The sequence below is a fragment of the Variovorax sp. KK3 genome, assembly GCF_001984055.1.
Lineage (GTDB): Bacteria > Pseudomonadota > Gammaproteobacteria > Burkholderiales > Burkholderiaceae_C > Variovorax.
On sequence record NZ_LYVO01000082.1, the window covers coordinates 15,467 to 30,840 of the forward strand.

The window sequence follows — 15,374 nt, forward strand, 5'->3', positions numbered from 1 at the left end:
CTGCCGCACTTTCCTGAGGTTCATCGCCATGTCTTCCCCCACGCTGACAGCACTGGTGCACACCATGCGCTACGAGGCCGACGGCATCATCAGCGTCGAGTTCCGGCCGGCATCGCCCGAGGTGGATTTCCCCGCCTTCGAGGCCGGCTCGCACATCGACCTGCACCTGCCCAACGGCCTGGTGCGCAGCTATTCGCTGTGCAACCCCAGCAGCGACCGCCAGCGCTACGTGGTCGGCGTGGCCAACGACCGCAAGAGCCGCGGCGGCTCGCGCTACGTGCACCAGCAGCTGCGCGTGGGCATGACGCTGCCGATCTCGCCGCCACGCAACAACTTCAAGCTGGAAGAGGGCGCCGCGCGCTCCGTGCTGGTGGCCGGCGGCATCGGCGTCACGCCCATCTGGTGCATGCTGCAGCGGCTGGTCGCGCTCGGCAAGCCGGTCGAGATGATCTACTGCGCGCGCAACCGCAAGGAGGCGGCCTTCTGCGACGCCATCGAAGCGCTCGCGAAGCAGAACGACGTGGCGCTCACCTGGCACTTCGACGCCGACAAGGGCGTGCCGCCCGACCTGCCCACGCTGCTGGCCGGCAAGGGCGCGGACAGCCACCTTTATTGCTGCGGCCCGGGGCCGATGCTCGACGGCTTCGAGAAGACCTGCGAGCAACTCGGCTACGCGAACGCGCACATCGAGCGCTTCGCCGCCGCGCATGTCGAGGCGCCCAGCGCCACCGAAACCTACGTGGTCGAGTGTGCGAAGAGCGGCAAGAGCGTGGAGGTGCCGCCCGGCAAGTCCATCCTAGACAGCCTGATCGATGCCGGCCTCAACCCCGACCACAGCTGCAAGGAAGGCGTGTGCGGTGCCTGCGAGACCAAGATCATCTCGGTCGGCGAAGTCGATCACCGCGACGGCATCCTGAGCAAGGCGGAACGCGCCGCCAACAAGACCATGATGATCTGCGTGTCGCAATGCAAGCGCGGCCCGCTGGTGCTGGACATCTAGCCGCTCGACGAGCGGCATCCCGTTTCCCAACTCCCTCTTCGACAGAAAATGAAGACAACCCTTGTGGCCGCGGCCGCATGCCTGGCTGCGGCCGGCGCCTGCGCGCAAACCTCCGTGCAGGTGTTCGGCGTGCTCGACACCGCCGTCACCTACACCACCGGCTCGGGCTTCGGCTCGACCCACAAATGGCAGCTGACCAACAGCGGCAACAGCTTCAGCCGCCTCGGCTTCCGCGGCACCGAAGACCTGGGCGGCGGCCTGGCCGCGAGCTTCTGGCTAGAAGCCGGGCTGCAGAGCGACAACGGCACCGGCTTCGCGACCAACAGCAACAACCAGTCCACGGGCACGGCGGGTGCCGGCACGATCACCTTCAACCGTCGCTCGACGGTCAGCTTTTCGGGGCCTTTCGGTGAACTGCGCCTGGGCCGCGACTACACGCCGACCTTCTGGAACACGGCGCTGTACGACCCCTTCGGCACCGGCGGCGGCATCGGCGCGAACCAGCTCTACTTCTCGGGCCTGGGCGGCCTGCTGGCGCCCACCGGCACCCGCGCGTCGAACAGCGTCGGCTACTTCCTGCCACCGAACCTGGGCGGCTTCTACGGCCAGGCGATGTTCGCGATGGGCGAGAACGACAACCGCTCGCTGCTGCCCAACACGCTGATCTCGAATCGCGACGACGGCAACTACGCCGGCGTGCGCCTGGGCTGGACCAACGGCACCTTCAACGTCACCGGGGCCACCGGCAAGACCAAGTACGCCACCGGCGACCTGCGCGTGTCGAACATCGGTGCCTCCTACATCTTCGAATCGCTGTGGGGCATGCGGCTGATGGGCGAGTACTACACCGAGTCGCTCGGCCCGGTCGACGGCAAGGGCGCGCTGGTGGGCATCAACCTGCCTGTGGGCGCGGGCGAGATCAAGGCCTCGTACGCGCGCTACAAGCGCGAGCCGGTGGGCAACGTGCCGGAGCCGACCAGCGACAAGCTGGCCGTGGGCTACGTCTACAACCTGTCGAAGCGCACCGCGCTGTATGGCACGCTGGCCTATCTGCGCAACAAGAACGGCGCGACGCAATCGCTGGCCGGCTCGATCACCGCGCCGAACCGGGCCTCGCGCGGCACCGAGTTCGGGATTCGCCACAACTTCTGAGCGAGGGCGCGGCGGCGGGGCGCCATCGTCGGCCGGTCGGCCTTCAGATTCGCTTCATCCCACGCCACATATAGTGCGCCGATGCGCATTCTGTTGGCCGAAGACGATCCCTCGCTCGGCGAGTCCATCGCCTCCTGGCTCGAACTCGACGGCTATGCCGTGGACCGCGTGCTGCGCGGCGACCTGGCCGAGACGGCGCTCGCGACGCACGACTACCAGTGCCTGCTGATCGACCGGGGCCTGCCCGGCTTGTCCGGCGACCGCCTGCTGGCCCGCTTGCGCGAACGGCGGCTGACGGTGCCCGCCATCTTCATCACGGCGCGTGATGCGGTGCGCGATCGGATCGAAGGGCTGGACCTGGGGGCAGACGACTACCTGGTCAAACCCTTCGACCTGGAAGAACTGTCGGCCCGCATCCGCGCCGCCATCCGCCGCCACGACCAACGACCCGCGACCGCGCTGCAGCACGGCGCATTGGTGCTCGATGCCGCGGGCAAGCAGGTCATGCTGCACGGGCAGGCGCTCGCGCTCACGGCACGCGAGTTCGCCATTCTTCACGCGCTGATGCGAAGGCCCGGCCACGTGGTCTCGCGCGCGCAACTCGAAGACGGCTTGTACGGCTGGGGCGACGAAGTCGACAGCAATGCCGTCGAAGTACACGTCTACAAGCTCCGTCGCAAGCTGGGCCCCGGTTGGATCGAGACCGTTCGACGCATGGGCTACAGGCTCGCCGATCGGCCCACCGAATCGGCATGAGCGCAAAGAGCTATTCGCTGCGCCGCCGCCTGATCGCGACCACGGTGGGGTCGAGCGTGGCGGTAGGCCTGGTCAGCACGGTCATCGTGCTGGTCATTGCCTGGAAGGAAGTGGGCGACGCATACGACGACACGCTCGAAGAGGGTTCGCGCATCGTGCTGGCGTTGGGTGAAGCTGCGCTGCGCGGCCCGGCGGGCCCTTCGGGCGCCGACGACCGCGGCCGCCAGGAACTACGGCTCAACTACCAGATGGTGGCCGGCGACGGCACGGTGCTGTTGCGCGGCAACGATGCGCCGAAGCAGCCCTTCGTCGCGCCCGCCGACCTGCGGGGCAAGAGCAGCCGCTTTCACGACGTGCAGCAGGACGATCGCTGGTGGCGCGTGCATGTGCGCAGGCATCCGACGCAGGATCTGTCGGTGCAGGTCGGCCAGAAGTGGAAGGAACGCAGCGAACTGATCGGCGACGTGCTCGAGTCGCTGGCCTGGCCTTTGGCGGCGCTCTGGGCGATGCTGGGCGGGGTGAACTGGTGGCTGATCCGGCGCCAGCTGGCGCCGCTGGAGCGCATGGCGCAGGGCATGGAGGCGAAGTCGCCCGACGATCTTTCGCCCGTGGCAGACGCGTCGCGCGCGCACGAAGTGCATTCGGTGGTGGGTGCGCTCAACCGACTGCTCGAACGCCTGTCGCGTGCGCTGGAAGGCGAGCGCCGCTTCACTGCCGATGCTGCGCACGAACTGCGCACGCCGCTCGCGGCCCTGGCCTCGCGCATCCAGCTCATGCAACGCAGCCATGCGGCCCAGTCGCCGCAGCTCGCCGCCGACCTGCAGCGCCTGCGCGACGACGTGGCGCGGAGCACGTCGATGGTGGAGAACCTGCTGCAACTGGCACGGCTCGATCCGCAGTCGTCCGATGCTGTGGATATGCGATCGATCGACCTGCGAGCGCTGCTGGACGAGGCCGTGCATGCCTGCGCTGCCGCTGCGGCGATGCGGCGCGTCAACGTGTCCGTCGAATGCCATGTGGATGCGGTCATGGGCCATCGCGAATGGCTGTTCAGCGCGCTGCGCAATCTGGTGGACAACGCGATCCGCTACGGTGCGGAAGGTGGGCGGGTGCAGGTGTCCGCCGACCGTCGCGGCGCGGCCGTCGAAGTCGCCGTGCGCGACGATGGGCCGGGCGTCTCCGGCGAATCGCTGGCGCTGCTCACCCAGCGCTTCTACCGCGTGTTGGGCACCGGCACGCAGGGCTCCGGCCTGGGTCTTTCCATCGTCGCCCGTGTCGCCGAGCTGCACGGCGCTGCCTTGCGTCTGGGCGAGGGGCTCGATGGGCGGGGCCTCGGCGTGGTGCTGGAACTGCGTCCTGCGCGATCAGATTCTCTTCATGTTCGAGCGATGCAATAGGGCTTCTTCACACCAACAAGGAGTTCTTACATGGCATCCCATTCGGCCCGCAACACAGCCCTGTGCATCGTCGTCGCGGCTTTCGCCGCGCTCTCGTCCGCCCATGCCGTGGCCCAAGGCCAGGCGGCGCCGGTCGCCAGCTACACCGGCCCCACCAGCATTCCCGTGACGAGCGTCAACGATCTGTTGAGCAAGGGCCAGGACGACCAGTATGCGGTGCTGCGCGGCCGCATCGTCTCGCACGACGGCGGCAAGGACTACACCTTCGACGACGGCTCGGGCCGCATCAACGTCGAGATCAAGCAGAAGCATTTCCCGACCCAGCAGACCATCGACGACAAGACCGAGGTGGAACTGGTCGGCAAGCTGGACAAGGATTTCCGCAAGAAGGAATTCGAGGTCGATCAGCTTCGCGTTCGTTGAGAGCGATCTGCTGGTCGATCGGTCGGCCGTGGCGTCAGTCCAGGTAGTCGAGGAACAGTGGCACCACGCTCTTGAGAAAGACCACCTCGCCCTCGGCGATGGAGCGCGGCTCCAGGTCGAAGTGGATCAAGGTGCCCCAGGGCGTGCCGTCGCCGCGCCGCAGCACGTGGCCGCAATAAGACTCGACCATGCCCGCCAGCGGCCGCCGGTGCGTCAGCCTCGGGTCGGCCGAGGCATGGCGGGTGACGAACTCGCCCTCGCGCATGGCCAGCGCGCAGAAGCTGCTGTCGAGCGGCACGGCCTTGAGCCAGGTGCGGTACTCGGACTGCCGGTCGAAGACGTGAACCGCGTGCATGGTCACGCCGATGAGCTTGTAGAGCCCCGTGTAGCGGAAGGGCGTGCGGTCGTTGAGCAGGGCCAGCGCGGGTCGAATCCCGTGCCTGGCGAGGATGTTGCGAATGGCCTCGGTCTGGACGGCCAAATCGATTTCGAGCATGCGGGGGAAACAGAGGGCTTATCGGAGTGCGGAGCGGCCCTGCGATTCTAGGGAGCCAATTTGTCGAGCGCTGCCGTCGAGGCGCTTAACTCCCGGCCTGCGTGGGGCGATCTGGCCACGCGACGTGCGAGCGTCATCCTGCGAGCAGGCGCTCGTCCAGCATTGATTGAACGATGTCGGCCTGCAATTGGTCGCGGCGCCTTTTCGGCGCCCCGCGGTGTGGTGCCTCGGTCGCCAGCCAACGCTTGAACTCGACGAAGCTGGTCGGTGCAATGGTGCGCATCATGGCCATTTTCCCGGTCGATGAAATGATGGCGTGCTCGAAGCGCGGTGCGCTGGTCAGCACCGATGCGCGCAATGCCTGCACTGGCCACAGATCATCCTCGTCGGTCGAGAAGCGGAACGGATGCGGGTCGCCTTCAACAGCTTGACGGCGCAGGAAGTCGACCTGAAAGCCGCGCGCATTGATCGCGGTTTCATTCTGGCCCTCCTTGCGCTCGAAGCTCGGGTCGGCGCGCTGAAGTACGCCCAGCACTGACGAGTCGACTTGCTTCAGGTCGGTGACGAACTGCACGCGCCGTCTTGCATCCCGCAGCAAGTCGACGTCCTGCGTCGCGAGCGCGCCCGGTGTGATCCGGATGCCGGCAGCGGTTTCGTAGGCATACAGTGCGTAGGTTCCCACGACCACGAAGTGATCAGCAAGGCCGGCGTCGTCGAGCACCTGAAGCAGCCGCACCACAAGGTCGGGTGTGCGACCGGCCTTCAATGCCTTGTTCAAACGCTCTGCTTCGGTCAGTGCTTCGCGCAGCGAATGCAGACGCAATTCGACCGCCGCCTTCTTGGCGGTGTATTCGTCGAAGATGGTTTCGGTCTGGAGAGAGCGTGCGCCGAGCCGCTCTTGCGAGCGCCGTCGTGGCCGGGTTTTGGTCAGGTACTCGTACCCGCCTTCCTGCTTCCAGTACATGGTGCCGCCGTAGCTTTGGGCTTGTGCCCGCACGCGGCGAAATTCGGTGAAGACGGTCGTGGAATCGATGACCTGGCGAGTGACGTTGTCGGCGAGCGCGATATGGTGCATTCACCGCAATTTATCAAAAATGCAAAATTTACGGTGAATTGTTTTAAATCAAAGGGTTATGAAGACTTTCTTCGATACAACATCAACGTCGCAGCCAGCCCACATGCCGCCGCGAAGCTCATCCAGAATGCCGGCGCCGCCTTGTCCGCAGTGGCGTCGATCAGCCAGGTCGACACCGCCGGCGTGAAGCCGCCGAAGATCGCCGTGGCCAGGCTGTAGGCGAGCGAGAAGCCGACCACGCGCACCTGCACGGGCATCACCTCGGTGAGTGCGACGACCATCGCGCCGTTGTACATGCCGAAGAGGAACGAGAACCACAGCAGCACGTCCAGCAGCCGGCCGAAGCTCGGCGAGGCGGCCAGCCACGACATCGCGGGGTAGGCCGTCAGGATGGCCAGCACGGTCATACCCACCAACAAAGGCTTGCGGCCGATGCGGTCGGAGATCGCGCCGCCCACCGGCAGCCAGAAGAAGTTGGACAGGGCCACGAGCAGGGTGACCTCCAGGCTGTCCCGCGCGCTCAGGTGCAGCACGGTGCGGCCGAAGGTCGGCGTGTAGACGGTGATCAGGTAGAAGGTGGCGGTCGTCATCGCCACCAGCAGCATGCCGGCCAGCACGATGCGCCAGTTCTGCCGCATCGAGGCCGCGACCTCGCGCGTGGTCGGGTGGTGCGTGCGGGCCTGGAAAGCTTCCGTCTCCTGGAGCGAGCGGCGCAACACGAAGATGCACGGGATGATCATGCAGCCGACGAAGAAGGGAATGCGCCAGCCCCAGGCTTCGAGCGCGGCCGCCGGCATGAGCTCGTTGAGCGCGAAGCCCAGCGCCGCGGCCAGCACGATCGCCACCTGCTGGCTGGCCGACTGCCAGGCCGTGTAGAAGCCTTTGTGGCCCGGCGTGGCCATTTCCGACAGGTACACCGACACGCCACCCAGTTCGGCGCCGGCCGAGAAGCCCTGCAGCAGGCGGCCGATGAGCACCAGCAGCGGCGCGACGAAGCCGATGGTGGCGTAGCCCGGCACGAAGGCGATCAGCACCGTGCCGCTGGCCATGATGGCGAGCGTGACGATCAGCCCCTTGCGGCGGCCGACCTCGTCGATGTAGGCCCCCAGCACGATCGCGCCCAGCGGCCGCATGAGGAAGCCGGCGCCGAAGACGGCGAAGGTCAGCATCAGCGAGGCGAAGTCGCTGCTGGTCGGGAAGAAGGCCTTGGCGATGGAGGTGGCGTAGAAGCCGAACAGGAAGAAGTCGAACTGCTCGAGGAAGTTGCCGCTGGTCACGCGCAGCACCGCGCCGAGCTTGGAGCTCGGCGCAGGCGTGGGTGTGCCTTCGGCCAGGATGGCTGAACTCATGGGGATCTCCAGTGGTGTATGAGGTTTTGGCGGAGAAAGGCGATCGGAATGGCCAGGGTCCGAAGACCCTATCTCAGGCGTGCTTGCGGCACCCTGACCGGCAGCTGAATTCGTGCGCCCGGAGGGCTAGGCGACGAACTTGCAGAGCGATGCGGCGGTGCGCGTGTCCATGTTGCGTCCCCGGTTCAGGTGGTCGTCGACCTCGGCGGCGCAGCCCAGCATGCGGGGGTACAGGAAGATCGTGAAAGCGGCCGTCTCCAGCTCGCGTTCGCCGATCTGGCCCGACTGCAACGGCTGCCACAGCATCTTGAGAAGCAGGGCCGCGATCACCGCGTCGACGTTCACGCAGTAGACGTTGCGCGAAACGCCCGCGTCGAAGAGCTGCTGCACCAGCGCGCGGTAGAAGTCGTGGAACACGTTGTGATCGCCGCGCGATTCACGCAGCTTGGCGATGAAGACCTCGCGCGGGTCGAAGTTGACCGGCTTGTCCTTGAAGACCGGGTGGTTCACGCCTGGCAGCTTGGCGATGTCGAGGCTGCCGGCGCTCTTCTTCTGCGTCTTGTATTGCGCGTACTGCGCGACTGCCTTCTCGGCCAGGGCCTTCAGGTCCACGCCTGGCGTCGCGGCGCCCGGATCGTCGAGGCCGCTGCCCTTGAACTGCTCGATCAGGTAGGCGATGCCTTCGTAGCCGTTGCCGCCGTGCGCGTATCCGGTGTGCGTGAGGAAGCCCACCAGCGCCTTGTTGAGCTGCACGCGCTCGGGCTGCTCAGGTCCGTCGGCCGACACCGCGCCCTTCGCGCCCTGGGCCGAGATGGCGCCGGGGCCGTTGGTCAGCAGCAGGCCGACGAGGGTCTGGAAGGCGAACAGGTCGGCCTCGCCGGGCGTGTGGCCGAGCAGGGCGGCGAAGGCGATCTCGCCGAGGCTCAGTTCTTCCAGCAGGCGTTGCTGCGTGAGGCCGCAGAAGCGGTCTTCCTCGTGCCGCGACGCATCGGCCGAGGCGCCGATCAGCGTGCCGAAGAGCTGCAGCCACCACGGGAAGCCTTGCGCCGTGAGCAGCGAGATGCGCTTGCGCGAGAGCGGGCCCCAGGCCAGCGTGGCCGAGATCGCGGCGAGCACCGCGGCCTCGGTCGGATGGCCCGGCTGGGCCTGCAGCCAGCGCAGGAACACCGAGCGCCCGCCGCGCGCCTGCACGCCGGCCAGTAGAGCTTGGGCGCGTGCATCGTGTGCCTCGGTCGTCATCGCCGGCATGCCGGCGGTGTCGATCTGCGCGATGTCGAAGCTGTCGCTGAGCGAAGCGCCGAACTCGTTGCCCAGCCCCGCCGCGTGAAAGCGTTCGAGCATGAACTTCAGCGCATCGCGAGCGTCCTGCTGGCGCTTCGGCCCGACGATGGCGGCGGCCGCGGCCAGCACCGCATTGGGCGCGTTGCCGGCCTCGCGGCTGGCCTGCGCGGCGGCCAGCTCGGGCCGGCCGTGCAGGTTGACGTAGGCCGCGATGGCGGGCGCGATCAGCTTGCGGTCGTTGTCGCCGCCGGCGTCGTGCACCAGGGCCAGCGCGACGTTCGATTCGAGCGGCAGCGTGGCGGCATCGAGCATGCTGGTGCCGTGCAGGCTGCTGACCTGGGTCTTCGCATCCATCTGCGAGGCGCCCGAGGCGTCCTTCATCGCCTGGCGCGGCACCACGCCGCCGACCTGCGTGTTGAGCAGTGCCACCTGCTCGTTGTAGGGCGCGAGTGCCTCCACCACCGGCAGGCGCAGCTCGTCGGGCAGGTCCAGCCCTTCGTCGGAACCGAACCAGGGCTTGAGCGCGAGCGAGCCCTCGGGTGCGAAGTCGGGCAGGGTGGCATTGGCGCGCATCACCGCAGTGAGCGCGGCCGGGATGTGGGCGATGTTGGTCACCAGCGCGCCCTTGGCGGAGAACACGGGGTTGTCGGGCGTGAAGACGCCGTCGACGCCGAACTTCTCCATGAACCAGCGCTCCTTGGCGGTGGCGTCGTCGGAGCCGCCGGCCATGGCGCCGGCATGGCCCACCGCGCGGGTGAGCTTGCTCTTCCAGCGGCCGACCACGCAGGCCACGACCGGCTTGGTGAACTTGGCGTCGAGTTCGTAGTAGCCACCGGGCTCGCAGTAGAGCACCGCGGCCTTGCTGCGCGCATCGTTGGCCAGCGCGAAGGCGAACTCTGGCGCGGCGTAGTGGATGAACACGTCCTTGCCCGACGAGATGACGGTGGTCGTCCCCCAGCCCGCCATGCGCAGGTATTGCGCGATGGTGGTCGAAAAGCCGCCCGAGTTCGAGAAGATGGCGATCGACCCGGGCCGCAGCGAGTCACCGGGCTTGTCGCCGCCCAAGGCGCCACCGATGCGCACCTGGTTCCACGCATCGGCCACGCCCAGGCCGTTGGCACCGAAGATGTCGATGCCGTTCTGCTGGCCCATGGCGCGGATCTCCCGCGCGTCGTGCACGGCGATCTTCTCGGTGATGATGAAGATCTTGCGCAGGTCGGGGTTGACGCGGATCAACTCCGCCACGCCGTCGCGCGCGGCCGAGGGCGGCAGGTACACCACGCCGCAGTTGAAGCGGTGGCCCGCGGCCAGGCCGTCGCGCACGTTGTTGAACACCGGGATGTCGCCGGCAGGCGTTTCCAGCACCGAGCCGCCCTTGCCGGGTGCGGTGCCGAAGACCACGTTGCCGCCCGAGTAGGCATGGCTCACGGGCGTGACCTCGCTCGATTCGCCGCCCAGGATGTTGAGCACGCAGACGCGGTCTTCTCGCGACGCGACCTGCGTCAGGGAACTGATGCCGACGTGGTACTTGAAATCGCCCACGCCCGTTTTCTGCCAGTTGGCTTGCATGTCCTGTTCCCCCCTTTCAAGCGGCTGCCGAGACGGCAGGGCCCTGGATGCCAAGGCGTGCCGCGATCTGCTCGCGTCCGCCGTCCTTCATCCACGTGTTGATCTTGCGTGCGAACTGGATCACCTCGCTCATGTCGGAGTCGAACCCGAAGAGCCGGTAGGGCAAGCCCAGCGCATCGCAGGTGTCGCGCAGCGCGCCCATGCCGCGCACGAGGTTCGGCCCGCCGCGGCCCAGCACCACGTAGAGCGGCGTCGGCCCGTGCTGGCTGAAGTGCTCGCGCAGCGCGTCGGCCATGGCGCGCAGCGTTTCGAAGATGTCGGTGTTGTTGCTCTTGCCGCCGATGATGAAGAGCACGTTGGCCTGCTTGAGCCAGTGCTTGAAGCAGATGCGCGCGACCTCCTTCATCTTTTCGTAGGGCGGGTTGCCGCCGAAGTCGGAGCTGATGATGGCGTCGTCGCCGAGCATCTCGGTCACCAGCGAGTTGGCGCCGCCGCCGAAGGTGGGCGCGAGCACGGTGCCCTTGTCGTTGATGACGTAGACGTCGCTCTGGCCCTGGTGGGTGCGCAGCGTGTTGATCTCCTGCTCGAAGTCGGAGTAGTCGGCCGCGAACAGGTGCGGCGGCAGGCCCAGGCGCAGCCAGCGCGGGTCGTCGCGGTCGAAGCCGCACTTGAAGTCGCAGGCCACGGGCGTGAGCCGGCCCTTCTTGTCCTCGCGCATGCGGATCGGGTTGAGCTCCAGCGTGGTCATGCCGAAGTCGTGGAACAGTTCCCACAGCTTGGGCAGTTGCTGCACCAGCGGCGAGATGATTTCCTTGGGCGCGCCGATCTCGGCCAGCGCGTTCGCCACCACGAAGGCCTTGAGCCCGGTGAGCGGGTCGAAGGGCACGGTGGCCACCTGGCTCTTGTCGAGCTCTTCGATGTCCATGCCGCCCATGTGCGTGAGGGTCATGGTCGGGGCGCGGTAGCGGGTGGAATCGCTGATCGAGAAATACACCTCGTGCTTGGCCGGCACGCCGGCCTCGAAGGTGACGCCGTTGGCCTTGGCCTTGACGTGGCCGACCTGGTGCTCGGCGAAGTAGAGGCGTTCCTTCTCGGCGAGCGCTGTCTTCAGGTCGCTGGCCCGGCCCAGCAGGCCGGCCTTGCCCTTCTTGCCGATGCCGCCCTTGAACACGGGCTTGATGAAGACCAGGCCGTACTTGTCGATGAGCGCCTTGATCTCTTCCTCGCTGGCCGCGGGGCCCAGCACTTCGGTGGCTGGGAAGCCCGCGAATTGCAACAGCCGCGCGCCGTGCAACATGCCGGTAATCTGCATGGTCGATGTCTCCAGTTGGTGCGCGAACTGCGCCGTAGGCGGCCCGCGTACCGGGTGGCCTTGGAGAGATCGTAGGAATGGAAGCTGTCGATTCGCCGTCAGTGCAGTGAGGGTTAGTACGGGGTCGTCCCAAGGCCCCGCCGGGCGTGATCAGGTCTTGTAGTTTTCGTCGATGCGATCGAGCTTGCGGATGAGCGAAGGCCACACGAAGGCACCGCCGAGTCCGCCGGTCTGCACCTTCATCGCTTGCCCCACGCCCTCGACGATGCGCGGGTCGACGTGCGTCAGCTCGCTGCCGCCGGCCTGCGCGGCGATCTGGATCTGGCAGGTGTTTTCGAAGGTGTACATCGACAGGAAGGCATCGGCCACGCTCTTGCCCACGGTCAGCAGGCCGTGGTTGCGCAGCATCAGGAAGTTGGCCTCGCCCAGGTCGGCCTGCAGGCGCGGCTTCTCGTCGTCGCGGAAGGCCACGCCCTCGTAGTCGTGGTAGGCCAGCGAGGCCAGCACGAAGGTCGATTGCTGGCTGATGGGCAGCACGCCGTTCTTCTGCGCACTCACGGCGATGCCGGCGCGCGTGTGGGTGTGCAGCACGCATTGCACGTCGGGCCGCGCCGCGTGCACCGCGCTGTGGATCACGAAGCCCGCGGGGTTGACGGGGTAGGGCGAGGTGATCACTTTGTTGCAGTCCTGGTCGACCTTGATCAGGCTCGAGGCGGTGATCTCGTCGAACATCAGGCCGTAGGGGTTGATCAGGAAATGGTGCTCCGGCCCCGGCACGCGCGCGCTGATGTGGGTGAAGACCAGGTCGCTCCAGCCGTACAGCGCCACCAGGCGGTAGCAGGCGGCCAGGTCCACGCGCAGCTGCCATTCCTCGGCGGAGACGAGCTTCTGGATTTCGGAGGAAGAGGTGGCGTTCATGGGGTTCCTTCAGTCGTCGCGTGGGTCACGGTGAGGGCGTCACTGTAGACCCGCGCCGCCTGCGACGGTGTCAGGAACCGGACAACCTGGCGCCCAGGAAAACCCGGGGCACCGCTGTCTTCAGCGCAGCACGCGCCCGTCGGCCGTGATGCTGATCAGGTCGATGCTGCGATGCGGATCGCGCAGGCCCGGCCGCAGGTTGATGCGGAAGCCGCCGACGTCGTAGTCGGTCATGCCGGCCATCACGCGCTGCAACGTGGCGGGCGTGAAGCCGCGGCCCGCGCGCTTGATGGCCTCGGCGGCCGCCTTGGTGGCGATGAAGCCTTCGAGGCCTTCGTAGGAAGCGGTCTGGTCGGAGTTTTCGACGGCGCCCAGGTACTCCTTGACGATCGGCGTGGCCGATGGCCGCGGCGACGGCACGACCTGCGAGATCACGATGCCGCGGATGTCCTTGCCCAGCGCGGCGTAGAGCGGATCGATGCCGACGATCGAGAAGGCCATGAAGCTGCCGGCGTAGCCGCTCTTGCGCAGTTTGCGGATGGCCTCGGCCGTGGTGCCCGAGAGCGACACCAGCACGATCGCCTGGGGCGATGCCTTCTGCACGTCGGCGAGCGCGGCGTCGAGCTTGTTGCCGGCCGGCGGCACCAGGGCCTTGGCGACCAGGGCGCCCAGCTTCTGGTCGGCCATGGCCTGCTCGACTGCGGCCAGGCCGGCGCGTCCCATCGCGTCGTCGTCGCCCACCAGCGCGATGCGCGTCTGCCCCACGGTGGCGCATTGGCGCACGATCTTGATGGCTTCGTCGGCCATGCTGGGCCGGACGTGGAAGACGTTTTGATGCGCTGGGCTCCGCAGGCTGTCGGCCGCGGCGAAGGGGGCGAACAGCACGGTGCCTTGCTGAGCCGCGGCAGTGGCACCGGCCTCGCTGCTGGCCGTGCCGACGAAGCCGAAGAGCAGGTCGGCCTTGTCCTTGCCGAGGAGGTTGCGCGCATTGGCGGCGGCACGCTGTGCGTCGTAGCCGTCGTCGAGCTGCAGCAGCTTGAGCTGAAGGCCGCTGTCGGCATTGCTGTCGTTGAACTGCGTGGCGTAAAGCCGGCATCCGGCCGCGAAAGCCAGGCCGATTTCGCTGGCCGCGCCGGTCAGCGGCACCGATTGGCCGAGCACGACCGTGCGCGCGCCCACACCCGGCGCACGTGTGGTCTGGGCGAAGCCGAGCCCAGGAAAGCCGAGGCTGCCGCCCACCAGCAAGGTGGCGCCGGCGCGGCGCAGCAGATGCCTGCGAGTGGGATGCATGGTGGACGCCTTTGGTTACGCAAAGGCAAACAATGTAGCAATTTGGGTGCCCGCCTTCGAGGGACTAAGTCACGCGCCGACGCGTTGGAGTTGTCGCCGTGCGGCGTCGTAAGTTGTTAACTTTTGTTTAAACCCTGTGGCATTCTGCACAGGGGAAAAACCGTGTCCGATGGCAACATTCCGGCTGGACTCTGGCTCGCCTTGCGGCGATCGACATGAAAAAAAAGCTCTCTGATCACGCGCTTCTCGAAAGCGCCCTCGCGACCATCGAACAAGTGCTGGCGCGCGCCGACAACGACATGCAGGGCGCGCCATACTTGGGCCCGACGCTCAACCTGCCGCTCGATGCGCTTCAGCTCGCCGCGAGCGCCAACGACAACCGCTTTCGCTCGAGCGCCGCGCAATCGGCCATCAACCTCTGCCTGGGCTCGGCCGCTGCGCTGATCGACGTCAGCCAGGCCTTGATGAACCGGAGCGTGGACCGTTCGCCCGAAACGCTGGAACGCGAGTGGCAGGCCGTGGTCGCGCACACCAAGATCGCGAGCCGCTCCGCCTACCGTGCGGCCCTCATCATGGCGGCGCAGAAGCACGTGCTGGCCGCGCAGGGCGAGACGCAATCGGAGAACGTCTACAGCGGGCTCGCGCACTGAGCCCTGCGCCGCATCAGGCGCGTTGGAACACCAGGTCCCAGACGCCGTGGCCCAGCTTGAGGCCGCGGTTCTCGAACTTGGTGAGTGGCCGGTAGTCCGGCTTGGGCGCGTAGTCGGCAGCGGTGTTGCGCAGCAGCGGCTCGCCTTGCAGCACTTCGAGCATCTGTTCGGCATACGGCTGCCAGTCGGTGGCGCAATGCAGATAACCACCGGGCGCGAGCCGCTGCGCCAACTTGCGCACGAAGCCCGGCTGGATGAGCCGGCGCTTGTTGTGCCGCTTCTTGTGCCACGGGTCCGGAAAGAACACATGCACACCGGCCAGCTGGCCCGGCTGCAGCATGTGGTCGATGACGTCGACCGCATCGTGCGCGCAGATGCGGATGTTGGCGATCTGCTGCTCGCCGATGCGCTTGAGCAGGGCGCCGACGCCGGGCTCGTGCACCTCGCAGCACAGGAAATTCTTCTCGGGCAGTAGCGCGGCGATGTGCGCCGTGGCCTCGCCCATGCCGAAGCCGATTTCGAGCACGGTGGGTGCGGCGCGGCCGAAAGCGGCTTCGATGTCAAGCGGCGCCTCTTGATAGGGCAGCAGGAACAGCGGCCCCAGCTCCGAAAAGGCGCGCGCCTGCCCGTCGGTGGTGCGGCCGGCGCGGCGCACGAAGCTCTTCAGCCGGCGGTGCAGGGGATGGGGGGACGGGTCGTCGGAGGG

General features: G+C 67.2%; 14 protein-coding genes. 6 read left to right on the forward strand and 8 right to left on the reverse strand.

Features of this window, described 5'->3' with window-relative positions; translation table 11 throughout:
- Window positions 1–28 precede the first annotated feature (28 nt).
- The 5 genes from B0W80_RS28350 to B0W80_RS28370 all read left to right on the forward strand — a co-directional run bounded on the left by B0W80_RS28350 (window position 29) and on the right by B0W80_RS28370 (window position 4,728).
- Window positions 29–1,000: a PDR/VanB family oxidoreductase gene (locus B0W80_RS28350; RefSeq protein ID WP_077002495.1), complete on the forward strand. Its 972-nt coding sequence runs from the start codon at window positions 29–31 to the stop codon at window positions 998–1,000.
- Window positions 1,001–1,048: 48 nt separating this feature from the next.
- Window positions 1,049–2,152, forward strand: coding sequence for a porin (locus tag B0W80_RS28355; protein ID WP_077002496.1), 1,104 nt, complete (start codon window positions 1,049–1,051; stop codon window positions 2,150–2,152).
- A gap of 81 nt (window positions 2,153–2,233) precedes the next feature.
- The gene (locus tag B0W80_RS28360) at window positions 2,234–2,908 is read left to right on the forward strand and encodes a response regulator transcription factor (RefSeq protein WP_077002497.1); all 675 of its coding nucleotides are present in this window, start codon (window positions 2,234–2,236) and stop codon (window positions 2,906–2,908) included.
- Complete coding sequence (locus tag B0W80_RS28365) at window positions 2,905–4,305, forward strand: ATP-binding protein (RefSeq protein WP_077002498.1); 1,401 nt, start codon at window positions 2,905–2,907, stop codon at window positions 4,303–4,305. Before B0W80_RS28360 ends, B0W80_RS28365 begins: the two co-directional genes overlap by 4 nt.
- Window positions 4,306–4,335: 30 nt before the next feature.
- The gene (locus B0W80_RS28370; RefSeq protein WP_077002499.1) at window positions 4,336–4,728 is read left to right on the forward strand and encodes a YgiW/YdeI family stress tolerance OB fold protein; all 393 of its coding nucleotides are present in this window, start codon (window positions 4,336–4,338) and stop codon (window positions 4,726–4,728) included.
- Window positions 4,729–4,762: 34 nt separating this feature from the next.
- Here the strand turns inward: B0W80_RS28370 and B0W80_RS28375 are convergent, their stop codons facing one another.
- From B0W80_RS28375 to B0W80_RS28405, 7 genes are all read right to left on the reverse strand, one after another.
- The gene (locus B0W80_RS28375; RefSeq protein ID WP_077002500.1) at window positions 4,763–5,224 is read right to left on the reverse strand and encodes a hypothetical protein; all 462 of its coding nucleotides are present in this window, start codon (window positions 5,222–5,224) and stop codon (window positions 4,763–4,765) included.
- Window positions 5,225–5,357: 133 nt separating this feature from the next.
- Window positions 5,358–6,299 (reverse strand): GSU2403 family nucleotidyltransferase fold protein, encoded by a 942-nt coding sequence (locus B0W80_RS28380; protein WP_077002501.1) that lies wholly within the window; start codon window positions 6,297–6,299, stop codon window positions 5,358–5,360.
- Between the two features lie 56 nt (window positions 6,300–6,355).
- On the reverse strand, window positions 6,356–7,648 hold the full coding sequence (locus B0W80_RS28385; RefSeq protein WP_077002502.1) for an MFS transporter: 1,293 nt from the start codon (window positions 7,646–7,648) through the stop codon (window positions 6,356–6,358).
- A gap of 126 nt (window positions 7,649–7,774) precedes the next feature.
- Window positions 7,775–10,498, reverse strand: coding sequence for a CoA-binding protein (locus B0W80_RS28390; RefSeq protein ID WP_077002503.1), 2,724 nt, complete (start codon window positions 10,496–10,498; stop codon window positions 7,775–7,777).
- 16 nt (window positions 10,499–10,514) lie between these two features.
- On the reverse strand, window positions 10,515–11,810 hold the full coding sequence (locus tag B0W80_RS28395) for an ATP citrate lyase citrate-binding domain-containing protein (protein WP_077002504.1): 1,296 nt from the start codon (window positions 11,808–11,810) through the stop codon (window positions 10,515–10,517).
- Between the two features lie 150 nt (window positions 11,811–11,960).
- Window positions 11,961–12,728, reverse strand: coding sequence for a class II aldolase/adducin family protein (locus tag B0W80_RS28400; protein ID WP_077002505.1), 768 nt, complete (start codon window positions 12,726–12,728; stop codon window positions 11,961–11,963).
- 120 nt (window positions 12,729–12,848) lie between these two features.
- Entirely contained in the window at window positions 12,849–14,018 is a 1,170-nt protein-coding gene (locus B0W80_RS28405; RefSeq protein ID WP_077002506.1) for an ABC transporter substrate-binding protein, read from the reverse strand.
- A gap of 215 nt (window positions 14,019–14,233) precedes the next feature.
- Between B0W80_RS28405 and B0W80_RS28410 the strand changes: the two genes are divergently transcribed.
- Window positions 14,234–14,668 (forward strand): hypothetical protein, encoded by a 435-nt coding sequence (locus B0W80_RS28410; RefSeq protein WP_077002507.1) that lies wholly within the window; start codon window positions 14,234–14,236, stop codon window positions 14,666–14,668.
- 13 nt (window positions 14,669–14,681) lie between these two features.
- Here B0W80_RS28410 and trmB read toward each other — a convergent pair.
- On the reverse strand, window positions 14,682–15,374 hold a 693-nt coding region (gene trmB / locus B0W80_RS28415), incomplete at its 5' end, for a tRNA (guanosine(46)-N7)-methyltransferase TrmB (protein WP_306171878.1).

Bases quoted from the DNA above. Each gene is read 5' to 3' on its own strand.
- B0W80_RS28385 (WP_077002502.1), bottom strand. From the start codon at position 7,648: ATGAGTTCAGCCATCCTGGCCGAAGGCACACCCACGCCTGCGCCGAGC.
- B0W80_RS28410 (WP_077002507.1), top strand. From the start codon at position 14,234: ATGAAAAAAAAGCTCTCTGATCACGCGCTTCTCGAAAGCGCCCTCGCG.
- B0W80_RS28355 (WP_077002496.1), top strand. From the start codon at position 1,049: ATGAAGACAACCCTTGTGGCCGCGGCCGCATGCCTGGCTGCGGCCGGC.
- B0W80_RS28380 (WP_077002501.1), bottom strand. From the start codon at position 6,299: ATGCACCATATCGCGCTCGCCGACAACGTCACTCGCCAGGTCATCGAT.
- B0W80_RS28395 (WP_077002504.1), bottom strand. From the start codon at position 11,810: ATGCAGATTACCGGCATGTTGCACGGCGCGCGGCTGTTGCAATTCGCG.
- B0W80_RS28375 (WP_077002500.1), bottom strand. From the start codon at position 5,224: ATGCTCGAAATCGATTTGGCCGTCCAGACCGAGGCCATTCGCAACATC.
- B0W80_RS28350 (WP_077002495.1), top strand. From the start codon at position 29: ATGTCTTCCCCCACGCTGACAGCACTGGTGCACACCATGCGCTACGAG.
- B0W80_RS28400 (WP_077002505.1), bottom strand. From the start codon at position 12,728: ATGAACGCCACCTCTTCCTCCGAAATCCAGAAGCTCGTCTCCGCCGAG.
- B0W80_RS28365 (WP_077002498.1), top strand. From the start codon at position 2,905: ATGAGCGCAAAGAGCTATTCGCTGCGCCGCCGCCTGATCGCGACCACG.
- B0W80_RS28405 (WP_077002506.1), bottom strand. From the start codon at position 14,018: ATGCATCCCACTCGCAGGCATCTGCTGCGCCGCGCCGGCGCCACCTTG.
- B0W80_RS28360 (WP_077002497.1), top strand. From the start codon at position 2,234: ATGCGCATTCTGTTGGCCGAAGACGATCCCTCGCTCGGCGAGTCCATC.
- B0W80_RS28370 (WP_077002499.1), top strand. From the start codon at position 4,336: ATGGCATCCCATTCGGCCCGCAACACAGCCCTGTGCATCGTCGTCGCG.
- B0W80_RS28390 (WP_077002503.1), bottom strand. From the start codon at position 10,498: ATGCAAGCCAACTGGCAGAAAACGGGCGTGGGCGATTTCAAGTACCAC.